The 20,605-nt window shown below is 65.3% G+C and carries 24 protein-coding genes; 18 read left to right on the top strand and 6 right to left on the bottom strand.

The features are described from left to right. The first annotated feature begins 135 nt into the window (after positions 1 to 135). From M3N53_03745 to M3N53_03720, 6 genes are read left to right on the top strand one after another with little or no spacing between them, the layout of a single operon-like run. Positions 136 to 1,074, top strand: coding sequence for an ABC transporter ATP-binding protein (locus M3N53_03745; GenBank protein MDP9067451.1), 939 nt, complete (start codon positions 136 to 138; stop codon positions 1,072 to 1,074). Continuing rightward, on the top strand, positions 1,071 to 1,826 hold the full coding sequence (locus M3N53_03740) for an ABC transporter permease (protein ID MDP9067450.1): 756 nt from the start codon (positions 1,071 to 1,073) through the stop codon (positions 1,824 to 1,826). The genes M3N53_03745 and M3N53_03740 overlap by 4 nt, the downstream gene beginning before the upstream one ends. Further along, entirely contained in the window at positions 1,826 to 2,623 is a 798-nt protein-coding gene (locus tag M3N53_03735) for an ABC transporter permease (protein ID MDP9067449.1), read from the top strand. The genes M3N53_03740 and M3N53_03735 overlap by 1 nt, the downstream gene beginning before the upstream one ends. Positions 2,624 to 2,669: 46 nt before the next feature. Next, positions 2,670 to 2,843, top strand: coding sequence for a hypothetical protein (locus tag M3N53_03730; protein ID MDP9067448.1), 174 nt, complete (start codon positions 2,670 to 2,672; stop codon positions 2,841 to 2,843). Positions 2,844 to 2,859: 16 nt separating this feature from the next. Next, positions 2,860 to 4,008 (top strand): cupin domain-containing protein, encoded by a 1,149-nt coding sequence (locus tag M3N53_03725; protein MDP9067447.1) that lies wholly within the window; start codon positions 2,860 to 2,862, stop codon positions 4,006 to 4,008. Further along, a complete protein-coding gene (locus M3N53_03720) occupies positions 3,998 to 4,900 on the top strand; it encodes a sucrase ferredoxin (GenBank protein ID MDP9067446.1) in 903 nt (300 codons plus the stop codon). Before M3N53_03725 ends, M3N53_03720 begins: the two co-directional genes overlap by 11 nt. 385 nt (positions 4,901 to 5,285) lie before the next feature. On the opposite strand, the gene M3N53_03715 is transcribed toward M3N53_03720, so the two are convergent. Beyond that, positions 5,286 to 5,789 (bottom strand): hypothetical protein, encoded by a 504-nt coding sequence (locus M3N53_03715; protein ID MDP9067445.1) that lies wholly within the window; start codon positions 5,787 to 5,789, stop codon positions 5,286 to 5,288. Between M3N53_03715 and M3N53_03710 the strand changes: the two genes are divergently transcribed. Continuing rightward, entirely contained in the window at positions 5,770 to 6,336 is a 567-nt protein-coding gene (locus M3N53_03710) for a hypothetical protein (protein MDP9067444.1), read from the top strand. The two genes, M3N53_03715 and M3N53_03710, sit on opposite strands and share 20 nt — an antisense overlap. Continuing rightward, on the top strand, positions 6,333 to 7,469 hold the full coding sequence (locus M3N53_03705; protein ID MDP9067443.1) for a hypothetical protein: 1,137 nt from the start codon (positions 6,333 to 6,335) through the stop codon (positions 7,467 to 7,469). The genes M3N53_03710 and M3N53_03705 overlap by 4 nt, the downstream gene beginning before the upstream one ends. Here the strand turns inward: M3N53_03705 and M3N53_03700 are convergent, their stop codons facing one another. After that, positions 7,470 to 7,952 (bottom strand): CAP domain-containing protein, encoded by a 483-nt coding sequence (locus tag M3N53_03700; protein ID MDP9067442.1) that lies wholly within the window; start codon positions 7,950 to 7,952, stop codon positions 7,470 to 7,472. It lies immediately after the preceding gene. Between the two features lie 138 nt (positions 7,953 to 8,090). Then, positions 8,091 to 8,960, bottom strand: a complete 870-nt coding sequence (locus M3N53_03695; GenBank protein MDP9067441.1) for a metallophosphoesterase — start codon at positions 8,958 to 8,960, stop codon at positions 8,091 to 8,093. A 61-nt stretch (positions 8,961 to 9,021) separates the two neighbouring features. Between M3N53_03695 and M3N53_03690 the strand changes: the two genes are divergently transcribed. From M3N53_03690 to M3N53_03650, 9 genes are all read left to right on the top strand, one after another. Continuing rightward, positions 9,022 to 9,471 carry a cyclic nucleotide-binding domain-containing protein gene (locus M3N53_03690; protein ID MDP9067440.1) on the top strand — a complete coding sequence of 150 codons (450 nt, stop codon included), beginning with the start codon at positions 9,022 to 9,024 and terminating at the stop codon, positions 9,469 to 9,471. A 124-nt stretch (positions 9,472 to 9,595) separates the two neighbouring features. Continuing rightward, positions 9,596 to 10,852 (top strand): MFS transporter, encoded by a 1,257-nt coding sequence (locus M3N53_03685; GenBank protein MDP9067439.1) that lies wholly within the window; start codon positions 9,596 to 9,598, stop codon positions 10,850 to 10,852. Between the two features lie 21 nt (positions 10,853 to 10,873). Further along, on the top strand, positions 10,874 to 11,356 hold the full coding sequence (locus tag M3N53_03680) for a nuclear transport factor 2 family protein (protein ID MDP9067438.1): 483 nt from the start codon (positions 10,874 to 10,876) through the stop codon (positions 11,354 to 11,356). 72 nt (positions 11,357 to 11,428) lie between these two features. After that, on the top strand, positions 11,429 to 12,019 hold the full coding sequence (locus M3N53_03675) for a hypothetical protein (protein MDP9067437.1): 591 nt from the start codon (positions 11,429 to 11,431) through the stop codon (positions 12,017 to 12,019). An 83-nt stretch (positions 12,020 to 12,102) separates the two neighbouring features. Continuing rightward, a complete protein-coding gene (locus tag M3N53_03670; protein MDP9067436.1) occupies positions 12,103 to 13,569 on the top strand; it encodes a site-specific DNA-methyltransferase in 1,467 nt (488 codons plus the stop codon). Beyond that, complete coding sequence (locus tag M3N53_03665) at positions 13,559 to 13,918, top strand: hypothetical protein (GenBank protein ID MDP9067435.1); 360 nt, start codon at positions 13,559 to 13,561, stop codon at positions 13,916 to 13,918. Before M3N53_03670 ends, M3N53_03665 begins: the two co-directional genes overlap by 11 nt. Positions 13,919 to 13,960: 42 nt before the next feature. After that, complete coding sequence (locus M3N53_03660) at positions 13,961 to 14,743, top strand: thioesterase family protein (protein ID MDP9067434.1); 783 nt, start codon at positions 13,961 to 13,963, stop codon at positions 14,741 to 14,743. 51 nt (positions 14,744 to 14,794) lie between these two features. Then, positions 14,795 to 15,292 (top strand): hypothetical protein, encoded by a 498-nt coding sequence (locus tag M3N53_03655; protein ID MDP9067433.1) that lies wholly within the window; start codon positions 14,795 to 14,797, stop codon positions 15,290 to 15,292. Between the two features lie 25 nt (positions 15,293 to 15,317). Continuing rightward, entirely contained in the window at positions 15,318 to 16,790 is a 1,473-nt protein-coding gene (locus M3N53_03650; protein ID MDP9067432.1) for an SPFH domain-containing protein, read from the top strand. 175 nt (positions 16,791 to 16,965) lie between these two features. Here the strand turns inward: M3N53_03650 and M3N53_03645 are convergent, their stop codons facing one another. Next, complete coding sequence (locus tag M3N53_03645; GenBank protein ID MDP9067431.1) at positions 16,966 to 17,574, bottom strand: hypothetical protein; 609 nt, start codon at positions 17,572 to 17,574, stop codon at positions 16,966 to 16,968. Positions 17,575 to 17,894: 320 nt separating this feature from the next. Here M3N53_03645 and M3N53_03640 point away from each other — a divergent pair, with 320 nt between their 5' ends. Continuing rightward, on the top strand, positions 17,895 to 19,196 hold the full coding sequence (locus tag M3N53_03640; protein ID MDP9067430.1) for a hypothetical protein: 1,302 nt from the start codon (positions 17,895 to 17,897) through the stop codon (positions 19,194 to 19,196). A gap of 14 nt (positions 19,197 to 19,210) precedes the next feature. On the opposite strand, the gene M3N53_03635 is transcribed toward M3N53_03640, so the two are convergent. Together M3N53_03635 and M3N53_03630 are read right to left on the bottom strand one after the other, a co-directional pair. Further along, entirely contained in the window at positions 19,211 to 20,155 is a 945-nt protein-coding gene (locus M3N53_03635) for an EamA family transporter (protein ID MDP9067429.1), read from the bottom strand. 149 nt (positions 20,156 to 20,304) lie between these two features. Then, positions 20,305 to 20,472, bottom strand: coding sequence for a hypothetical protein (locus tag M3N53_03630; GenBank protein ID MDP9067428.1), 168 nt, complete (start codon positions 20,470 to 20,472; stop codon positions 20,305 to 20,307). Positions 20,473 to 20,605: the final 133 nt, after the last annotated feature.

The raw sequence follows: 20,605 nt of genomic DNA, 5'->3' as shown, positions 1-20,605 counted from the left end.
CCCAAGATAAGGCGCGCCCAGCACGCCCCCGACCACCCCACCCCGTTTTGAGCGTTTGAATGGTCGTATAGCGACCACACGCGCGCTCAAAACCCTCGTGTTCTTGTGGGGGGCGGGCTGATTAGGGTTCGCTGGATGAACCCGCCCACGTCCGGCCCCTTGATCGTCGCTGGCGCCCTGCGCAAGACGTTCGGGCAGCTCGTGGCCGTAGACGGTGTCGATTTCGAGGTCCGCAGGGGAGAGGTTTTCGGCTTCCTCGGCCCGAACGGCGCCGGCAAGACCTCGACCATGCGCATGATCGGCTGCACCTCGCCGCGCACCTCCGGAACCCTCGAGGTGATGGGGATGGACCCCGCAACCCACGCGGCCCAGATAAAGGCGCGCCTCGGAGTCGTGCCCCAGGCGGACAACCTCGATATCGAGCTCACGGTGCGAGAGAACCTGGAGATGTACGCGAGCTTCTTCGACGTGCCGCGCCCTACTGCTGCGGAACGGATCGACGAGCTGATCGAGTTCGTGCAGCTGACCGACAAGGCGACCAGCAGGGTCGACCCGCTGTCGGGTGGGATGAAGCGCCGCCTCACGATCGCCAGAGCTCTGATCAACCGGCCCGACCTGATCCTGCTCGACGAGCCGACCACCGGGCTCGACCCGCAGGCGCGACACCTCGTGTGGGACCGGCTCTACAGGCTGAAGCAGAGTGGAGTCACGCTGGTCATCACGACGCACTACATGGACGAGGCTGAGCAGCTGTGCGACCGGCTCGTCGTGATGGACAAGGCGAAGATCGTCGCGGGGGGATCACCGCGTGAGCTGATCGCGCGCTACAGCACGCGGGAGGTGCTGGAGCTGCGGCTGAGCGATGAGGCGCGCAAGCGGCTCGCCGCTTCCCTGGATGGTCTCGCGGAGCGGGCGGAGTGGCTGCCCGACCGGGTCCTGCTCTACACGGCCGCGGGTGATGCAGCGCTCACCGCCATCCACGAGCGCGGGATCGAGACAGACAGTGCTTTGGTACGACGGGCAACGCTCGAAGACGTCTTCCTGACGATCACCGGGAGGTCCTTGATCGAGTGAACGCGCTCAAGATCGTTCGTCGCAACTGGCTCGTGTACTGGCGGTCGCGGCGCAGCTCGCTGTTGCTATCGGTGCTCACGCCCGTGATGTTCCTGTCTGCGATGGGCCTCGGGCTCGGGTCCTTGGTGCAAGAGAGACAGGCGTTCGGAGGCGTTGATTACACAGCCTTCTTCGCAACCGGGATCTTCGCGGCGAGCTGCATGCAGACGGGGTTCTTCAGCGCGACGTATCCGATCATGAGCAAGATCACCTGGCAGAGGAACTACGAGGCCATGGTCGCATCACCTCTGTCACCGCGAGACATCTTCCTGGGCGAGCTCTCGTGGATCGGCGTCGTCTTGACGCAGCTCGCGCTCCCTTTCCTCGCCGTCATGGCGGTATTCGGTCTCGTCGGAGCGGGAGCCGTGTTGGCGCTGCCCGTCGTCATCCTGCTCGGTCTTGCCTGTGCGGCGCCGACCTTCGCATTCACCGCTACGCAGCAGACGGACGACGCCTACACGTGGATGTTCAGGTTCATAGTCACGCCTCTGTTCCTGTTGTCCGGGACGTTCTTCCCGATCGACCAGCTCCCGTCGTGGGGCCAGGCCCTCGCCCACCTGACGCCGCTCTTCCACGGGGTGGAGCTCGTGAGGCAGCTCGCGCTCTATGACCTGGAGGTCTCTGCGCTCTGGCACCTCTCGTACCTGCTGGTGATGCTCGGGCTCGGCGTCGCGATCGGGATCCGCAACCTCGAGAGAAGGCTGCTGCCCTGATGTCGGTCGAGGCTCATGTCTCGCCACTGCCGTCGCTACACCGGGCACTCAAACTGGTCCAGCGCAACGTCTTGGCCTACAAGCGCTACTGGATCGCGCTCGTCAGCGGGTTCTTCGAGCCGTTGTTCTATCTCGTGGCGGTCGGGTTCGGGGTCGGTCGCTACGTCGAGTCGGTTCCTTACGCGGGAGGGCACCTCGACTATGCCTCGTTCCTCGCGCCCGGGATGCTCGCCGCGTCGACGCTCAACGGAGCGATCTTTGACGGCTTCTTCGGGCCGTTCTTCAAGTTGAACTGGATGAAGACCTATGACGGGATCATCACGACGCCGATCTCTATCGCCGACATAGCGCTGGGAGAGATCCTGTGGGCGCTCATCAGGGGGACGATCTATGGAGCCGGGTTCCTCGCTGTGATGGCGGCGCTGGGCCTGATCCATTCTCCGTGGGCGCTGCTGGCGCTGCCGGCAGTGATGTTGTCCGGCGGCGCGTTATCGGCGGGCGCGATGGTGCTGACTGGCATGACGAAGGAGATCTCCTCGATCGAGAAGGTCATGACGCTCGTTGTCTTTCCTCTATTTCTGTTCTCCGGGACCTTCTTTCCGGTGTCTCTGTATCCCGCCTACCTGCGGCCGATCGTTCAAGCGACGCCGCTGTATCACTCGGCTTCGTTACTGCGCGCTCTGACGACGGGTGAGGTCGGCGTCGTCACGCTGTGGCACGTCGCCTACCTCCTTGCGCTGCTGCTCGTCGCGGGGGCGGTCGCGACCCGCCTGATGCGGAGGCGCCTGGTCTCCTAGCTGTACTAGGCTGCGCGCGACCGTCAGACGAGCGGGAGGTGCTTCGATGGGCGACGACCGGGTCCTGAGAGACGAGGACATCACGACGACCTGGATGCGAGGCGCCGGCACGACCTCGGCTTCGCACACCGATCCGGACAGCACGGACCCGGACGGGACGGATACCGACGGCACCGACGGTGACTCCGGAGGCTCCGACTCCGACTCGCAGGACAGCTAGCACCTCGACTCGATCCGTGGACGTGCCGGCGCTGGAGCGCTGCGTCGGCGATGTCGACGCGTTCTTCGATAAGCACTGGGGCCTGGCCCCGCTGCTGCGGGAGCCGGACGGCGACGCCTCTTTCGACGACCTCTCGTCCGCGGACGACCTGGACCGGATGGTGTCTTCGCTCGGGCTGCGAGCCTCGAATCTCCGGATGGTCAAGGACGGAAAGACACTGCCGCCGGCCGCTTACACCACGAGCGCGCGCGGGCAAGGCAGCGAGGACGTCGTTAACGCGGCGCTCGTCTATCAGCGCTACGCGGAGGGTGGGACGATCGTCCTCGAGTCGCTGCACCGATACTGGGAGCCGCTGACCGATTTCTGCCGCGACCTCGAGCTGGCACTCGGGCACCGTCTCCAGGTCAACGCGTACATCACCCCGCGCGGCTCGCGAGGCTTCGACGTCCACCGCGACGACCACGACGTCTTCGTGCTGCAGGTGTCGGGCTCTAAACACTGGATCGTCTACGACCGGGATGACGAAGACATCGTGCTGATCGACCAAGACATCGAACGCGGCGCCTGTCTCTACATCCCCACGGGGTTCCCGCATGCAGCCACCACAGCGAGGTCTTCGTCATCGCACCTCACGGTCGGGATCCTGACGCACGACGGCATCGACGTGGTGCGAGAGATCGTGAAGCTCGCCGAGCAGGAGCCCATATTCAAGGAACGGTTGCGGCACGGAAGTGCCCAAGATGTGCCTTCGCTGCGCGAGACGCTCGAGAAGCAGGTGGACGAGATGCGCGCCTGGTTGGACAAGCTCGACGTTGACGAGCTGACGGAACGCGTCGCTCGGCGCGTGATGGCGACGTCGCAAGGCATAGTGCGCGGGCAGCTGCACCAGCTGGACGAGCTAGATGCCATCGGACCGACCACCGTGGTCGCTCGCCGCCGCGGCGCTGTCTGCGTGGTGTTCCCGGGAGACGGAGACGTGAAGGTGCTCCTTGCCGACCGTCAGCTCGAGATGCCGCCGGTCGCACGCGCGGCGATGGAGGAGGTCGCTCGGCGAGAGCGTTTCGCCGTCCGCGATCTACAGTCCTTCCTCGACGCGGAGGGAGCGGTGATCCTGGTGAAGCGGCTGGTCCGGGAGGGCCTCCTAGAGGTAGTCCTTGACGGCTGACGTTTTCCGTTGCGCCGACGCCGCGCTGGCCCGAGATGAACCGCTGCACGGAACCGCGTCCTTCGTCCGCCGCTGGCTGTTGGTGGAACAGCCCGGTTCGTGGGGGCCGGACGCGCTCCTGCAGAGCGGCCTTCCCGAGCGGCGAGCGCGCGAGCTACGACGTCGCGCGCGAGAGGCGGGCGTCCGCGTGGTCCTCATCCGGCGCGGAGTTCGGATGTCGTCGCAGAAGCGCCGCTGTTACTTCCTCCGTACCGAGGACTGTGACCTGTATCTCGCGGACCTGGCGTTGGACAGCTTCGACGATCTCCTCGACGTGGACCTGTCGCCGCTTCGTGACGGCGGAGCGATCGCCGAAGCCACACAGCGGACTGACCCGTTGTTCCTCGTGTGTACGCACGGCCGCCACGACGCCTGCTGTTCGATCCGCGGCAACCAGGTCTCACGGGTCGCGTGCGCGGATCCCGATGCAGATGCCTGGGAGTGCTCGCACATCGGAGGCGATCGTTTCGCCGCGAACCTCGTCTGCTTCCCCCACGGCATCTACTACGGCCGTGTCGGGCCGGGCGAGGTGAAGAGCTTGATGTCGGACTACGCGCGCGGAACCATCTCGCTGGAGCACTATCGCGGCCGCTGCTGTCTGCCCTTCCCGCTGCAGGCGGCCGAATACTTCCTGCGACGCGAGACCGGGCTCGTCGGCATCGACGACGTGTCGTTGATGGATCCCAGGTCCGACGGACGCGTGGGCGCGACGTTCGCGTTGTCCACAGGTGCCCACGCCGAGGTGGAGGTCCGGGTGCGAGAGGACGGACCCCATCAGCTCACCTGCCGGGCCATGGACGCGAAGCCGATCCCGCGCTACGACCTCGTCTCCTGCACCCTCCGGACGCCCTGAACCGGCACCTCATCCACGGAACATCTGTTCCCTAGCTGGTTGCGCCTTCCGATCGAGGTTGAAGGAGTTCGGCCCGCTGTGGCTAATCACTGTGGCGGCTGACTGCGGAGAGCAGCTAAAAGGTGGATGACCGCCGACCTCTGGATGGCCGGGCCTCGCGGGCACGGGGGGGAGGGTCCCTCCACCGGCACCAGCGCAGGATGAACGGAGGGGTGGGGTGCGCAGGAGGTCCGCAGTGCTGGTCCTACACGCGATCGCGAAGACGCGGTCGCTCTTTATCGGCAAGAGCCGTTCTTACCTCGCCTTGCTGCTGGCGCTGGCGGTCGCCGCTCCTGCCGCGGCCGCTCCCAGCCCCGGTGGAGTGTCGTCGGACAACGTCACCTGGTTACGCAACGTGCCCTTTGCGGCCGGCTTCGCGGAGGGAGGTCGTCTCGTCGGCGACTACTTCTACGTCACGGTCAACGGCCAGGGACTCCTGATCTTCGATGTCTCGAACCCCGAGGATCCACAGCTCGTCGGGCACCTTCCGGCGCCGCACTTCTGGGAGAACGAGGACATCGCTACGAACGGCAAGATCGCGCTGCTCTCGCAACGCAGCTTTCCCTTCACGTACTGGGGGAGACAGGAATACGCCGATCTCACCGTCGTCGATGTCCGCGACAAGAGCAAGCCGAAGGTGATCGCGACGATCCCCGGCGGCGGTGACCACACCTACGAGTGCCTGTTCGAGTGCAAGTGGGCCTACGGCTCGGTCGGCGGAGGCATCTACGACCTGCGCGATCCGGGCGCCCCCGATGCTGAAGCAGCGCTGGACGGACGTCCTGCCAAAGGACACGTTCATCCACGACGTGACCGAGGTGCGGCCGGGCTTGGTCCTCACCGCCAGCACGCCGATGTTTCTCCTCGACATCCGCCGCGACATCGCCCGGCCGAAGGTGATCGCGCTGTCGGAGCTGTCCACGAACTCCGGCCACAACGTCATCTGGCCTCGCGGCGGAAAGGACGACTTCGTCCTGACCGCAACCGAGTACGACCATCTTCGCTGCGAGACCCGTGACGCCGAGACCGATGCTGCCTTCGAGGTATGGGACGCGTCGAACTGGCGGCGGACGCGCACCTTCAGGTCGCTCAGCCAGTGGCGGGTGCCGGGCAACGGCACGTATGTCGACGGTCAGCCGGCGGTCAGTGGGTTCTACGGCTGTTCCGCCCACTGGTTCGAGCCCAGTCCGGGCTTCCGGGACGGCGGCACCGTCGCCCTCGGCTTCTACGGCCACGGCGTGCGGTTCCTCGACGTGCGGCCGGACGGGAAGGTCGAGGAGATCGGCTACTTCCTCGGATGGGGAGCTAACACGAGCGCGGCTTACTGGATCACCGACGAGGTCGTCTACACCGTCGACATGCAGCGCGGGATCGACGTACTGAGAGTGGAGGGATGATGAAGAAGATCTTCGCGGCCGCTGTCGTGGCTGTCCTCGTGACCGCAGGGCTCGCGCCCGCGTCGGCAACGGCCACCTCCGACAAGAGCGACAACATCAAGAAGGTCGCCGACCTGAAGCTCGGCTGGGTGTCGGAGATCGCCTTCCAGGGACGCTGGGCTTACGCCTTCGGGGAGCAGCTTTCGATCATCGACCGGACCTCGATGGAGGTCGTGTCGACCTTCACCTGTGGCCCGCTGGGACTCGGCGGCACCGAGGTCGAGATCGTCAAGCCGGGCTTCATCGCGATCGACGTGTACCAGAGCTGTGGCTTCGAGTGGGCCGTCATCTTCATCGACGTTCGCAACCCGCGCGATCCCCGCATCGTGTCGGGTGTCGAGGGCGCTTCGTCACACACGATGACCGCTTATCCCGGCAAGCCGATCATCTACAGCTCCCCGAACGGGTGTTGTGGTGACTTGGAGCGGGGCATCGAGCGGATCATCGACGCGACGAACCCGGCCAAGCCGAAGATGTACACCTTCACCTCCGACGGGCTGGGCTGTCACGACGTCGCGTTCGTCATCCGCAAGGACCGCAAGCTGGCGGCATGTGCCGGAGGCGCGGAGACGCAGCTCTGGGATGTGAGCGATCCGCTGAAGCCGAAGACGGTGGCCCGGATCCCGACGCCTCAGGTGTTCTTCAACCACTCGGCGGGGTTCAGCGACGACGGCAAGCTACTGGTCGTCGGGGACGAGGCGCACGGGGTGAACTCATGCACCGGCACCCCCACGGGGGCACTCTGGTTCTATGACGTGACGAACCCGGAAGCGCCCGCGCCGAGGGGCTACTACAACATCTCTCGCGGCGCGGCCGTCTCCAGCTTCTGGGCCACCTACGACAAGTGGTGCACGGCGCACATGTACGACTTCAAACCGGACACGAAGATCCTTGCGACGGGGTGGTTCCAGGGTGGCCTCAACGTGCTCGACGTGAGTGATCCGATGCGGCCGAAGGAGCTCGCCTACTACATCGCGGACGACTTCAAGGCGTGGGGCGCCTACTGGGTCGACGGGTTGATCTGGACCTCGGATTACGGGCGCAAAGGCGACGGCGGCGTGGAGGTCTTCAAGGTCGACCTGGGGACTACGTAGTCAGCAGCTCCGCATGTCGAGGCGGGTGCCGGGGTTCGATCGTGACTCGAAGACCACCGTCACCCACAGCCGGCCCGCCTCGGGTCTCACCGACACACCGATGTAGGTGAAGTTTGGGTCGAGGATGTTCTGACGGTGCCCGGGAGAATCCATGAACATCTGTTGGAGCGTCGAGATCGATCCTCCGTAGCCGACGTTCTCGCCGAGCGAGACCCAATTGGTCACCTTCCAGCCGAGACGGTTCGAGTGATACAGCCGGTTCTGGCGCTCCATCCAATAGGAATGCACCTCCGCTACCTGTGACAACTGTGGGTCTACGGCGAGAGCGCGAAGCCCCGCGTTGCGCCGAGCCTGGTTGGTAGCGGCGGCCATTTGCGCTTCGAGCTGAGACTGTTCGTAGCACGGCGCGGCCCAAGCCGGCTGTGCCGTTGCGATTGAACCCACTATCAAAACGGTCGCGAGCCACGTGGCTCTCTTTGCCATCGATTACCTCCAGAAAGCATCGGTTCCACCCAGAGGCAACATAGGAAATGACCGAACGCGACGAATCCCCCAAACGAGTCCCGTCGATGCCGGATAGAGGCGCGTGTATGGAAGGAAAAACCTGCTGCTCCTGTGGAGCTAGCCCATCACTTGCCTCTGGTCCATCAGCAAGCGGTTCGAACCGAGGAACCTTTCTGTCAGATAGAACGCCTCGCGCGTCATCTCGCGCGTTCTGAGGCTGAAGATCAACGACAGCTCGCGGCGTCCGTCCGGGTAGTGCGTGTAGCACTTGATCGTCGACGCGTCGATCTGAAGCTCGTTCCACGACGGAGGTGTCAGGCCGCGCACGCGCTTCGTGGTGGCGGTGCTCGAGTTGCAGATCAACATCCCGTTGACGCCCCAGAAATACGGCACGTGTTTGTGACCCGACAGAACCACGTCGATGTCTAGCTGCGTCAGCTCTGCCAAGACATCTCCTGCATCCAGGATGATGTTGCGCTCGCGTCCGGTCCCGGGGATCGGCACGAGGTGGTGATGGATCACGAATACTGTGATGTCGTTGGGCTCGCTGAACTGCTGTTTGATCCACGGGTAGTGCTCGCGCCCGACGCGGCCGTCGTTCAGGTCCGGCTCGGACGAGTCCACCGCGACGATCGTGAGCCCTGTTGCGCCCAGCCTCTTCGCGCGCTCCGGCTCGAACGCGAGACGCCAGCGCGAGAAACGCTCGCCGAAGTGATGCTCGAAGTGGATGTAGCCGACGTTGCGTGAGTCGTGGTTGCCCGGCACGACGACCTTGGGGTACTCGATCTTCGCCAGCCAGCTCGCGGCCTCTTCGTACTCCCACTGGTAGCCCGCGGCGGTGAGGTCACCCGCGACCACCACGACGTCGGGCTCCATCGCGTTGATCCGCTCGATCGCGACCGCCAGCGCGCCGGGATCGAAGCTGCTCTCGCCGCAGTGGATGTCCGAGATCTGGGCGATCCTGACCGGCACGTTTGAGATCGACATCCACCCTCCTTGAAGGAGCGATTAGGTTCGGTGCCGGCGATCATAGGAGGGAAGGCTCGAGGTGGCGGTTAGTCACAGTCTCGTGAAGGCGCTGAAGCGGGTGCCCGGCTTCGCCCTGCTCGAGGAGGAGGACCTGCTCGAGATCCTCGGCGCTTCTGTGAACCTCGTGTGGTCGGCGGGAGACTGCGTGTTCAGCAAAGGCACGCCGGGCGAGGCCTTGTACATCGTGCTGACCGGCCGAGTCCAGATCTACGACGAGGTGAACGACACCGACATCGAGATTGCCCAGATCGCACCCGGCGATTACTTCGGCGAGCACTCGCTGTTGTGCGAAACGACTCACACGAAGAACGTCAAGGCACTGGAAGACGTCGAGCTGCTCGTGTTGGCGAAGGAGTCGTTCAACGCGCTGTTGGCATGGAAGCCTGACCTCGACGCGCAGATCCGCGAGACCCTCGAGGCTCGTCTGAGTCAGCAGCGGGAGAAGTACGACATCACGACCGCGAGCTGAACCTTCGCCCGATCGCTCTTGTACAAAAGCTGCGTTAAACGCAGGTTTCGCGCGTAAGCGTGCCGGGAGTCACCTCGGTTGCGGTACTCGGGGCCCGGGCGCTCGCGCTGATATGAAATAGACCATGAGCTCGCTCATCCCGCAGTTGTCCCGCAAGGCGTGGATCGTCCTCGGCGCCGACGCGGTCTCGGCCCTCGGGAACGGCATGATCATCCCGTTCCTCGTGATCTATCTCCGCGACGCCCGCGGCTTCCCGATCGAGCAGGCAGGCTTGATGCTGTCGACGGTCGCGGTCGCAGGTCTCGTCGTGGCGCCGACCACAGGGTGGTTGATCGACAAGGTTGGCGCGCGCAAGGTGTTGATGCTGTCGCTGTCACTCGCCGCGATCGCGGCCGGATCGCTCATCTACGTAGACGCGCTGTGGGAGGGCTACGCGTGGGCGCTGCTCTTCGGCGTTTCGATCAGTTCGATGTGGCCCGCTGCTCACGCGTTCATGGCGTCTGTGGTGGACCCGTCGCAGCGCGCGGCCGTCTACTCCGTCCACTTCGCGCTGCTCAACGCCGGGATCGGCTTGGGCGCCATCATCGGAGGCCTCCTCGTCGACGCGTCGCGGCCCCAGAGCTTCATGACGGTGTTTCTCATAGATGCGCTTACGTTCGTGATCTATGTCGCCGTCCTGCGATTCGCGGTCGAGATCGATCCGCGACCTGCTCGCTCGGATGCGGAAGAGACCGGCCTCCAGAGCTGGCAGCGCCTCTTCCGCGACACCTCCTTCATGCGCGTCTTCGCCTTGAGCGTGGTGCTGATCACGGTTGGCTACGCGCAGCTGCAGTCGAGCTTCCCCGCCTTCGCAACGAAGGAGGGGGGTCTCAGCACACGGGGCCTCGGCATCGTGTACGCGGTCAACACGATCGTCATCGTCGGGATTCAGCTCGTCGTCCTGAGGGGCCTTTCCGGCCGTCGTCGCTCCGGGGCCATGGCGGCGGTGGGAGTGTTGTGGGCCGGCGCCTGGGTAGTGACCGCGGTCGCCGGTGGCATCGGCGGAGGCCTCATAGCGGTTCTCCTCTTCGTCGCGGCGTCCGGGATCTTCGCCATGGGCGAGACCTTCATGCAAGCCGCGCTCCCGGCGCTGGTGAACGATCTCGCTCCCGATGATCTGCGCGGTCGCTACAACGCTGCCTACAGCCTCACCTGGTCCATCGGGAACATGTTGGGCCCCGCGCTGGGCGGGTTCCTGCTCGGGGCGGGGCGGGGCGCGGAACTGTTCCTGTTGATGGCGTTCGTGTCCGGGGCCGCCGCCATCTACTCGATCCGGCTGGCGAGGTTCCTTCCGGCCGGAACAGACGTCTTCGCTCCGGCGACCTCTCCGGCTGCCACTTAGCTCCTGAGATACGTTGAGCGCGTGCATCCGAACGCGGAACTCCTCACCCGGTTTTATTCGGCCTTCGCTGAGGGCGACCACGAGACGATGGCACGTTGCTACGCCGACGACGGCACCTTCAGCGATCCGGTCTTCCCGCAGCTCGACGCCGACGGCGCCCGCACTATGTGGCGGATGTTCTGCACCAGCGGCAACGACCTCGACGTCAGCTTCAGCGACGTGCACGTCGACGATGCCTCCGGCTCGGCTAGGTGGGAAGCGATCTACGACTTTCCGAAGACGGGGCGGCGCGTGCACAACAAGATCGAGTCCTCCTTCGCTTTCCGAGACGGCCTCATCGTCAGCCACCGCGACGACTTCGACTTCTACCGCTGGTCGCGCATGGCTCTTGGACCCATCGGCGTGGCACTCGGCTGGACCCCGGTCGTGAAGAACCAGGTGCGCCAACAAGCCGCTGCGCAGCTTCGGAAGTTCCGAGCCGGCGAGTCTGCGGGGGCCGCGTAGACCTCCTTTACCCGTCGGCACTCGATCGTCGGGAGGTGCCGCTGCGCTGCGGGGGCGACGTAGATTAATCCCATGGCTCGAGGCAGGAGAGCGGAGGACTGGGATCGCGACCTGGACGCCGCTCGCGCCGGGGAGGCACGGCTTGCAACGATCCTGCGCGAGGACCACCGCATCGAGGCGCTGATCGACCGCACCAACGACTTCGACCGCCTCGACTTCTCCTTCAACTACGCGGACAGCCGAGTCGAGCTCGATCTCAAGGAGAAGATCAAGCCGACGTCCGAGGGACTCGCGGCGCTGTGGCCGGACGTGCCGCCGTCGGACATCTTCGTGCTCGACGAGACCGTCTACCGCCGCATCGTGTGGAATGGAGGGGGCGGCTACCTCGTGGTCCGCGATTACCCGGGGCATCGCTGGCTGATATTCGGGCCCTGGGAGCTGACGCTCGGGCCGCGCCTTCGTTACGAGCGGTGGGGCAAACGGCACGAGAAGTCGTTCAAGAAGGGCAAGGTCATGCTGGACCTCAGCACCGCCGCGCACTCCTCGCACTCGTTCCACGTGGGCGACCTCTTGCGCGTCATCGATCGCGCGCTGGCGCTCAGGGACGCGGTCGAGGCGGTGGAGATCTCCGGCATCGACCTTCCGGAGGTAGGCGAGCCGTAGCTCGGCGCGTTTCCGTCGTAGGGCCGGGGTACCTTCATCTGAGATGGCCGCGGCCCTAGGATGAGGGCGATCAAGGAGGGGATGTGACCGGCAAGAGACGCCCTACCTCGACGTCCGAGTTCGGCGTCGGCCGCAGGGAGAGCCACGACTCGAGCGCTTTCTACTCTCGCTTCGCGCTGCCCGAGATCTCCTCCGACGACGAGGTGCGGGTCAACCCGGCCCACGTGCTGGACCGGATCTACCAGGGCGACTCCCGCAACATGACCGAGCTTGCCGACAACTCCGTAGCGCTCGTGGTGACGTCCCCGCCTTACTTCGCCGGTAAGGAGTACGAACAAGCGCTCGGCGAGGGTCATGTTCCGGCGACGTACCTCGACTACCTCGAGATGCTCGAAGAGGTGTTCGCCGAGTGCGCCCGCAAGCTCGAGCCGGGGGGCCGCATGGCGATCAACGTTGCGAACCTCGGCCGACGCCCGTACCGATCCCTGGCGGCGGACATCACGACGATCCTCCAGGACCGCCTGCGTTTGTTGCTGCGCGGCGAGATCATCTGGGTGAAGGGACAGGGCGCGTCGGGCTCGTGCGCGTGGGGATCCTTCCAGAGCCCGTCGAACCCCGTGCTGCGTGACCTCACCGAGCGCGTGATCGTCGCCTCCAAGGGGCGGTTCGACCGGGCGCTGGCGCGCCGTGAGCGGGCGCGTCGCGACCTTCCGTCCGAGGTCTCGATCTTCAAAGACGACTTCATGGAGGCGACCACCGACGTGTGGGAGATCCCGACGGAGAGCGCGACGCGGGTGAACCACCCCGCCCCGTTCCCGGTCGAGCTCCCGGAGCGGCTGATCCAGCTCTATACCTATAGAGACGACGTGGTGCTGGATCCATTCATGGGCTCGGGCTCCACCGCGGTCGCCGCGGTGCGCTCGGAGCGTCACTTCGTCGGCTACGACACCGATGCGGACTACGTGGTCGCGGCGCGCAAGCGGGTGGAGGCCGAGAGAGAGGCTCTGGAATCCGCGAAGCGCCCTCCGGCGCGGCGTGTTTCGATCCCCGCAGTTCCAAAGCAGGCAAGCGAGAACGAGCAGTATCAGAGCCGGGCGGTCAGAGAAGGCCAGAGGGCCAAGGAGATCGCGCTGGCCGTCCTGCGGGACTGCGGCTTCAAGGAGTTCGAAGAGGACCGCCGCGTGCGCGGTGGCGTCGAGGTGAACTTCTCCGCGAAGGACAAGCTCGGGCGGCGCTGGTTCTTCGACGTCTCCGGCGCGTTCACCAGCACCCGCGCCGGGCTGCGGCGCACCGACACCTTGTGGAAGGCGCTCGGTAAGGCGTCGGTGCTGAAGGCGTCGGGGCTGAAGAACTACCGTCTCGTCTTCCTCACGACCGACCTCCCGGGACACTCGAGCGCGGGTGGGCAGGCTCTGCGCGCCGCCCACCGCTTCACCTTCGACGATGCGATCGAGATGCTGTCGCTCGAGGGACAAGAGCGGCTGCGTGCATACGCCGACGGAGCCGATCCCGCAGAGACCTTGCTGTTGCCGAAGGCGGATGGTTCCTGAGAGCGCGGCCGTGAACCAGCGGCTAGGCGCGTACGCGGTCGTGCGGGAGGAGGACCCGAAGGTGTTCCTGGCGGAAAGCGCCGAGGTGCTGTCGCGGGTGCTGGCGCTTCAGGTCGTGGCCCAGCTCCCGTCGGAGACGGTTCGGTCTCCCGCCAGGCTCGAAGAGATGCGCGCGGCGTTGTTGGAGGAGCGCTGGGGCGACGCGCTGATGGCGTGGATCGAGGAGACCGACACCCCAGTCGACGTCTACGACGAGGCCCTGATCGTGTGGACGAACGACGCTCTCGACGCGGACCAGGCGTCGATGGAGATCCGCATGGCGCCGCTGTTCTCGGAGCCCGGTTCCTGAGTCGCGTCATCGGACACAGCCGTCCGCGGCACCTCCACCTCTATGGCTGATGCCTTTTTCGTCCCGGACGGCGACGACCGCTTCATCTCCACCGGCTGGACGATCGGCCCCTGGAGCCCCGACTCACAGCACGGCGGTCCCCCCGCCGCGCTCCTCGGGAGAGCTCTCGAGCGGGTAGTCGCTCGTCCCGAGATGCAGATCGTGCGCGCGACGTTCGAGATCTTGCGGCCCGTTCCGGTCGCGTCGTTGCGGGTGAGCGCGCGACTGATCCGGCCCGGCCGCAGCGTCGTCCTCGCGGCTGCGGAGCTGTCCGACGACGACGGGGTCGTGATGAAAGCGCAGGGGTGGGCGGTCCGGACGGCCGAGCTCGAGCTCGACGAGGTGGTTCATGGAGACACTCCGCCGGCCCCACCGGATGCGGGCGAGGCGTCGGACACGTTCCCCGCAGGTGAGACGAGCTATCTCAACGCGATGGAGTGGAGCTTCGTGCGCGGCGGGTTCCTCGAACCCGGTCCAGCAGCCACCTGGGCACGGATGAGATACCCACTCGTCGAAGGCGAAGAGATCAGCCCGCTGAGCCGCGTGCTGGTCCTGGCCGACTCCGGGAACGGGATCTCGTCGGCTCTCGACTTCACGAAGTGGGTCTTCATCAATCCCGACCTCAGCGTCTACCTGCACCGGCTGCCGCGCGGCGAGTGGGTCTGTCTCGACGCGCGAACGACCGTCGAGCCCACGGGCATCGGGCTCGCGACCTCGACGCTTTCGGACGAGGGCGGCGTCATCGGGCGCGGCCTGCAGTCGTTGTTCCTAGCGCCTCGCGGCTAGAGGCGAGGGCGGACGAGCACCTGCAGCAGGTCATTTCGATACAGTCGGAAGATGGGACTCGAGCTTGCTTACTGGGTAGCGCTCGGGGTGGGGACAGGATTCTTGGTGGTCTCCATCCTCCTCGGTGACGTCCTAGACGTTTTTGACTTCGATCTCGGCGATGGCGTCTCGGCCACTCCCGTTCTTTTCACCGCGATAGCGGCGTTCGGTGGCGGCGGGCTGCTCGCGCTCAAGGCAACGGAGGTCAGCGAAGGGAAGTCCGTCGTCGTAGGGCTGGCCTCCGCTTTCGTCCTCGGCGGCCTGGCTCTCCTCTTCTTCAAGGTGCTCGGACGTCAAGAGGCCGCGGAGCCTTTCTCGGCCTCACAGCTGGTAGGTCTCGAAGGCCATTGCACGGTAGCGGTCGCTCCCGGCAAGACGGGGCGTGTTTCGGTCCACCACGAGGGGATGACGCGTAGCTTCACAGCAACAAGCGAGCAAGAGATCCACTCGGGTGACGAGATCGTCGTCCGTGAGGCTCTCGGGAACTCGCTCAAGGTCGCCCGCCGCTAGGCGGCATTAGGAAACGGGGGCATCGGTGGGACAGGTTCCTTTCATAGTCATCGGTTTGATCGTTGTCGTCGTGGCGGTGCTCGCCTTCGCCGCGAGCCGCTACAAGGTAGCCAAGCCCAATGAGGCTTTGATCATCGCCGGGTCGAAGCGCTCTCGGGGCGGCATCCGAGTCGTCGTCGGTGGAGGAGCCATCGTCTACCCCCTGGTCAACGTCGCGAAGCGGATCTCGCTCGAGGTCCAGTCGATCCCCGTTGGGCTGGCGGGCGCCGTGACCACGCAGGGCGTACCGGTCTCCGTCGAAGGGATCGTCAACGTGAAGATCGCAGACGACGAGGACTCCATTCGCCAGGCCGCGCAGCGCTTCCTGGACAGCCAAGCCAAGGTCCCCGAGATGGTGCGCAACGTCATGGAGGGTTCGCTTCGAACGATCATCGGCCAACTGACGGTGGACGAGCTGATCCGCGACCGCGAGGTCTTTGCAGCGCGCGTTCAAGAGGTGGCGAACGGCGACCTGCAGGGCACCGGCCTTGCGATCGACGTATTCACGATCCAGTCGATCGCCGACTCCGAGCAGTACATCGAAAATCTGGGGCGGAAGGCAGCGGCAGAGGTGCGACGCGACGCGGAGATAGCCGAGGCCGATTCCAATCGCGAGGCGCGTCAGAAGCAAGAGGTCGCTCGCCAGGCGGTGTTGGAGTCCGAGAAGGTCACGCGCCTCAAGGAGCAGGCGATCTTTCAGGAGGTCGCGTCCGCTCAGGCGCGGGCGGAGCAGGCGAAGCCTCTGGCCGACGCGGAAGCGCGGCGCGAGGTCGTCCTGACCGAGACGAAGGTCGCCGAGCTGGTGGCGAACCGCCGCGACAAGGAGCTGGATGCCGAGATCAGGAGAACGGCGGACGCGCAGCGCTACGCAGGTGAGCAGGCGGCCGAGGCGCAGAGGTATCGGGTGAAGGCCGAGGCCGAAGCCGCTCGCGACCGGCGGCTTCTGGAGGCCCAAGCGGAGCGCGCAAACCTCGAGGCCGTAGCCGGTGGCCGCGCCTTCGAACAGCGCGAGATTGGGCTCGCCCGCGCTGAAGCCGAGCGGGCGACGCTCGAGGCGACTGCTGCCGGACGGGCCTTCGAGGAGAGAGAGCTGGGGCAGGCGCGTGCCGAAGCCACTCGCCTGCTCGGTGACGCAGAGGCGCAGGCGATGACGAAAAAAGCCTCCGCATACAAGGAGTACGAGGAGGCGGCGATCCTCGAGCTGATGATCTCGCGGCTCCCAGACATCGCTCGGGCGGTCGCCGAGCCGATCAGCAATGTGAAGGAGATCACCATCATCGACACGCAGGGGGCGAACAAGCTCACTCAGACGACCGCCAACACGGTGAAGCAACTCGACTCCGTGCTGGAATCCTTTACCGGCTCCAGCCTGACCGCGCTGATCGGGCGTTACCTCGAGGGCCGCGAGCGCGGCAACGGCTCAGGCAATGGAGGCCCGGAGGCGGATCCGAAGAAGTAGCAGCCTGGAGCGGTGCGCGGCGGTAGGTAGGTGCTGGAACACATGCTGGTGTCGCTCAAACTGCGCGCTCTAGCAGCTTCGCTCGAAGCTGTCGCACGTTGTTGATCAAGTAGGTGACGCGAAAGAGCCCCTCGCCGAGCAGCGAGGGGCTCTGTTTTTTTTGGTTTTGTGCCGGCTACTTGACGAGCTTGTAGTCCGCCCCCGGCTTGGTGGTGTCAGCGACCGGTCCCGCAACGCCTGCCGGGTACGAGCCTCCGGAGTAGATGAATCCGTGAGCCTGAGGCGCCTTCAGGGTCTTGCCCTTGCCGAGCGCCTTGCTTGCCTTCCGCGGTACGACGAGCTGGTTGCCGAGCACCTGTAGCTTCACCGGGTCGCCCCCGGCACATACGTCACGCAGCTGGCCCTCTGCTTCGGTCAGAGCATCGGTGGCACCGGGGTAGAAGACCTCGAAGAGCAGGCAGTAGCTCCCGCCGGGGCCATCGGGATTCACCCGCAGCCGGTAGCCGACGCCCTGCGTCGCTGGCGCCGCCGCCTCGGTCTCGAAGTTGATGTAGAGGTTCTTCGCGTCGTTCGCGATGGAGATCGCTTCGAAGTCCGTCACGCTGCTGACGTCCGCCGGCGTGACGATGTCCCCAAAGGAGCCATCTCCGGTGCCCTGATCGTTCAGGAAGTTGGCGTCACCGATGGGGTCCTCGATGACGACCTTAGGGGCCGGGGCCGCCGTGGCAACCGATGAGGCAGCCGCCACGCACAGGGTGATGCCGATCCAGAGTGCCCGCTTCACGATGCTTCCTCCTCCAGCTGATTGCTGTTGATTCGTCCGTGGATAGGTCTTTCGCCGGATCTGGCCAGAATCCTCCACAGCCGCAGGGGCCTGGTGAAGTAACACCTGTTCCCCCGATCCTCACGCCTTCGTTCCGGTGGATCCTTCGCTAGCCGCAGGGAGGAGTCGGTGCTCGTTTGGCAAATCCATACGTCGCTGACTGCGGAGATCAGCCTGAAGGGGTGGGCAACTGATGCGCGCTGCTCCGGCACCTGGTCTCGCGGCGTAAGTGCGAGGACAGCCCGCCCACCTGCGACGAAGCGCGTAGAACGGAGGGTGTGATGCGCAAGAGCTCCGCAGTTTTGGATACCGCTCGCTGGGATGACAGCCGTGTCGGATCGAGCATCCATAGATCGTGCCGTGTCGCCGTCACCGCGGCCGTTGCCGTTGTCGTTTCCGTGGTCCCACAGGTCCTGGCGCTTGCGGGTCAGTCGGGCAGTGACAGCGGTCGGTCAGGCCCGACTTCGGAGGCATCGGCGGACAAGAGCGACAACGTCAAACTGGTCGCGAGCCTGCCGGTGCCGGACGGCACCGCTGTGTGGGATTCCGCTACCGATCTAGATTTCTCGGGCCGCTATGCGTACATGGGCCGCTGGAACGGCAGCGATGCACGCGGTGAGGCCGCGGGAGGGGCGTACATCTACGACATCGACGGCCGGGTCCCGAAGGAGCTTTCCTTCGTCCCCTGCGGCGGCGGTCAGAACGACGTTGCGGTCGTTCGACCGGGGCTGCTCGCGCTCGGGTACCACAGGAACCTGTGTGGGAAGCCGTCCGGCGGTATCACGATGATCGACGTCCGTGACCCACAGCGCCCGAAGGTGCTCGGCAGTGTGGCGCAGAAGCCGTGGGGCACCCATACCCTCACTGCCTATCCCGGGAAAGACCTCATCTATGCATCGCCCGGCGGATGGGGCTACGAGGGTGAAGCCGAAGGGGGCGGCGACGAATACATCATCGACGTGTCGAACCCCGTGAGACCGAAAGTGGTCGCAACCTTCGATCCGAAGATCGCCGGGTGTCATGATCTGAGCTTCCGGATCACCGCGAAGAGCAAGCTCGCTTTCTGCGCCGGAGACACGATGACCCAGATCTGGGACGTCTCGGATCCCGTCGAACCAGTCGTCGTGTCGAGCATCTTCAACCCCTTGACCGGCTTCAACCACTCGGCTGAGGCTAGCCCCGACGGGGAGCTCCTCGCGGTCGGCGAGGAGACGTTCGTGGACGACTGCCGCGACGGGTTCATGGGTTCGGTCTGGGTCTACGACATCTCGGACCCGGCAAACCCCAAGCTCATGAGCTACTACAGCATCCCGCGTGGCTCGCCCATCGGCGACGGGCTTTTCGATTACACCTGTTCGGCGCACAACTTCAGGTTCATTCCGGGGACCCGTCTACTGGTCGCCGCCTGGTTCCAGTCGGGTATGAACGTGCTCGACCTCAGCGATCCGGCGAAACCGGAAGAGATCGCGTACTTCGATCCCGCGGAGGGCAGCTACTGGTCCGCGTACTGGTACAACGGCCGCATCTACGCGAGCGGCGCGCCGGGCCTCGACGTCTTCGAAGTCAAGGGGCTGCCAGAGTAAAGGTAGAGCAACCGCTACTCCGCAGGTTCTGGGGCGGCCTGGAGGGTGCCGGTTTCCGGGACGGCGGCGGGCGCGTCCTGCGGCTTTGAGCGCAAGGCACCGATATAGACGGCGCACAGCACCAATGCGCCACCGACGACGAGCTCGGTCGTGATGGCCTCGTCCGCGAAAAAGGCGCCCAGGATCACGGCGACCACCGGCATGAGCGCCAGCACGTAGACCGTTGCGGAGGCCGTCCATCGTTCGATGACGTAGAGGAACAACCAGAAGAGCCCAACGGAACCGACGACCACCAACCACGTCAGTGCAGCCCAGGTGCGAGCAGAGGTCGGAAGCGCCCATCGTTGATCGAACAGGAAAGACCCGACCACCAGGAACAGCGCTCCGACCGCCATGGCGACGGCGTTGGTGCTCATCGGGTGGGTCTTCGGGAAGCCTTTGATGACGACGCTGGATTCCGCGATGGATATGACCGCGACGACGGCAGCGATGACGTAGGAGGGTTCGAGATCTGCGTCCAGCGAGCCGATCGAAAGGATCGCGATACCCACCAGAGCCAGTAGTCCTCCGGCGATCCCGCGCACCGTCAGAGTCTCCTGCCGGTGCAGAGCGGCGAGAAGCAGTGTCGCTAACGGAACGGCGCCCACTATCACCGCGGTCGGTCCGGCGCCTAACCCGACGATGGCGTAATAGACGAGCGCATAGGAGAGGCCGAAGCCAAGGAGGCCGTAGATCGCCGCGCCTATCGCCGCGCGGTCGCGCGGCATCGGGTATCTCCCGATGGCGCAGATCAGGAACAACAGGATCGCGGCACCGAGGAAGCGGAGTGCTGCGCCCGATAGGGGGTCGAGCTCCTGGTTGCTGAACTTGACAGCGATGTAGTTCGCTCCGCCGATGACAACGGTGCCGGCGAAGGCCGCGAGTGTTGTCCCCGAGGGCCGAGCGGGATGAGTCGCCATCGCTCCTCCTGTGGGCGCACCGTTTGCAAGGTCAGCTCGACTCTACGGGTCAACCAGGCCCTGGCACAGGTAGGTGTCGGAGGAACGGGACCAACCGCAGCGGAGTGGGAATCCGGGGATCAGCCGGAGTTGGGCGAAGCCGGTTCTGCTTAGGCAACCAGTTCGGACATCAGCTGGTTCCGTTCTTGCACCTCTCGCAATTGCAGTATCAGCTCCAGCCTGTCGAGCGTGAAGGTGGCCGCCTCGAGTCTCACTACCGCGGTCACGCCGGTCAGGTCGCCGTCTTCCCGCTGGCTCCACGTTTGGATCTGGCCCATGACCGCTCCTCTCTGCCGTCTGTGTCCCTATTGGTATCGATTTCCAGCCGCTACACCTGCATCCCCCAAGCGGATAGAAGCCTCACCCGATAGGGGGACTGCTGAGGCACCGCGTGCGACGTCCCAAACGCCC

It is taken from the genome of Actinomycetota bacterium, assembly GCA_030776625.1.
Lineage (GTDB): Bacteria > Actinomycetota > CADDZG01 > CADDZG01 > WHSQ01 > MB1-2.
The sequence above is the reverse complement of the archived record's forward strand: the minus strand, read 5'-3'. Positions and strand labels throughout refer to the sequence as shown.

Coding starts and splice junctions, on each gene's coding strand:
- M3N53_03745 (MDP9067451.1), top strand. CDS start 136: ATGAACCCGCCCACGTCCGGCCCCTTGATCGTCGCTGGCGCCCTGCGC.
- M3N53_03735 (MDP9067449.1), top strand. CDS start 1,826: ATGTCGGTCGAGGCTCATGTCTCGCCACTGCCGTCGCTACACCGGGCA.
- M3N53_03730 (MDP9067448.1), top strand. CDS start 2,670: ATGGGCGACGACCGGGTCCTGAGAGACGAGGACATCACGACGACCTGG.
- M3N53_03705 (MDP9067443.1), top strand. CDS start 6,333: ATGATGAAGAAGATCTTCGCGGCCGCTGTCGTGGCTGTCCTCGTGACC.
- M3N53_03700 (MDP9067442.1), bottom strand. CDS start 7,952: ATGGCAAAGAGAGCCACGTGGCTCGCGACCGTTTTGATAGTGGGTTCA.
- M3N53_03695 (MDP9067441.1), bottom strand. CDS start 8,960: ATGTCGATCTCAAACGTGCCGGTCAGGATCGCCCAGATCTCGGACATC.
- M3N53_03685 (MDP9067439.1), top strand. CDS start 9,596: ATGAGCTCGCTCATCCCGCAGTTGTCCCGCAAGGCGTGGATCGTCCTC.
- M3N53_03675 (MDP9067437.1), top strand. CDS start 11,429: ATGGCTCGAGGCAGGAGAGCGGAGGACTGGGATCGCGACCTGGACGCC.
- M3N53_03665 (MDP9067435.1), top strand. CDS start 13,559: ATGGTTCCTGAGAGCGCGGCCGTGAACCAGCGGCTAGGCGCGTACGCG.
- M3N53_03660 (MDP9067434.1), top strand. CDS start 13,961: ATGGCTGATGCCTTTTTCGTCCCGGACGGCGACGACCGCTTCATCTCC.
- M3N53_03655 (MDP9067433.1), top strand. CDS start 14,795: ATGGGACTCGAGCTTGCTTACTGGGTAGCGCTCGGGGTGGGGACAGGA.
- M3N53_03640 (MDP9067430.1), top strand. CDS start 17,895: ATGCGCAAGAGCTCCGCAGTTTTGGATACCGCTCGCTGGGATGACAGC.
- M3N53_03635 (MDP9067429.1), bottom strand. CDS start 20,155: ATGGCGACTCATCCCGCTCGGCCCTCGGGGACAACACTCGCGGCCTTC.
- M3N53_03630 (MDP9067428.1), bottom strand. CDS start 20,472: ATGGGCCAGATCCAAACGTGGAGCCAGCGGGAAGACGGCGACCTGACC.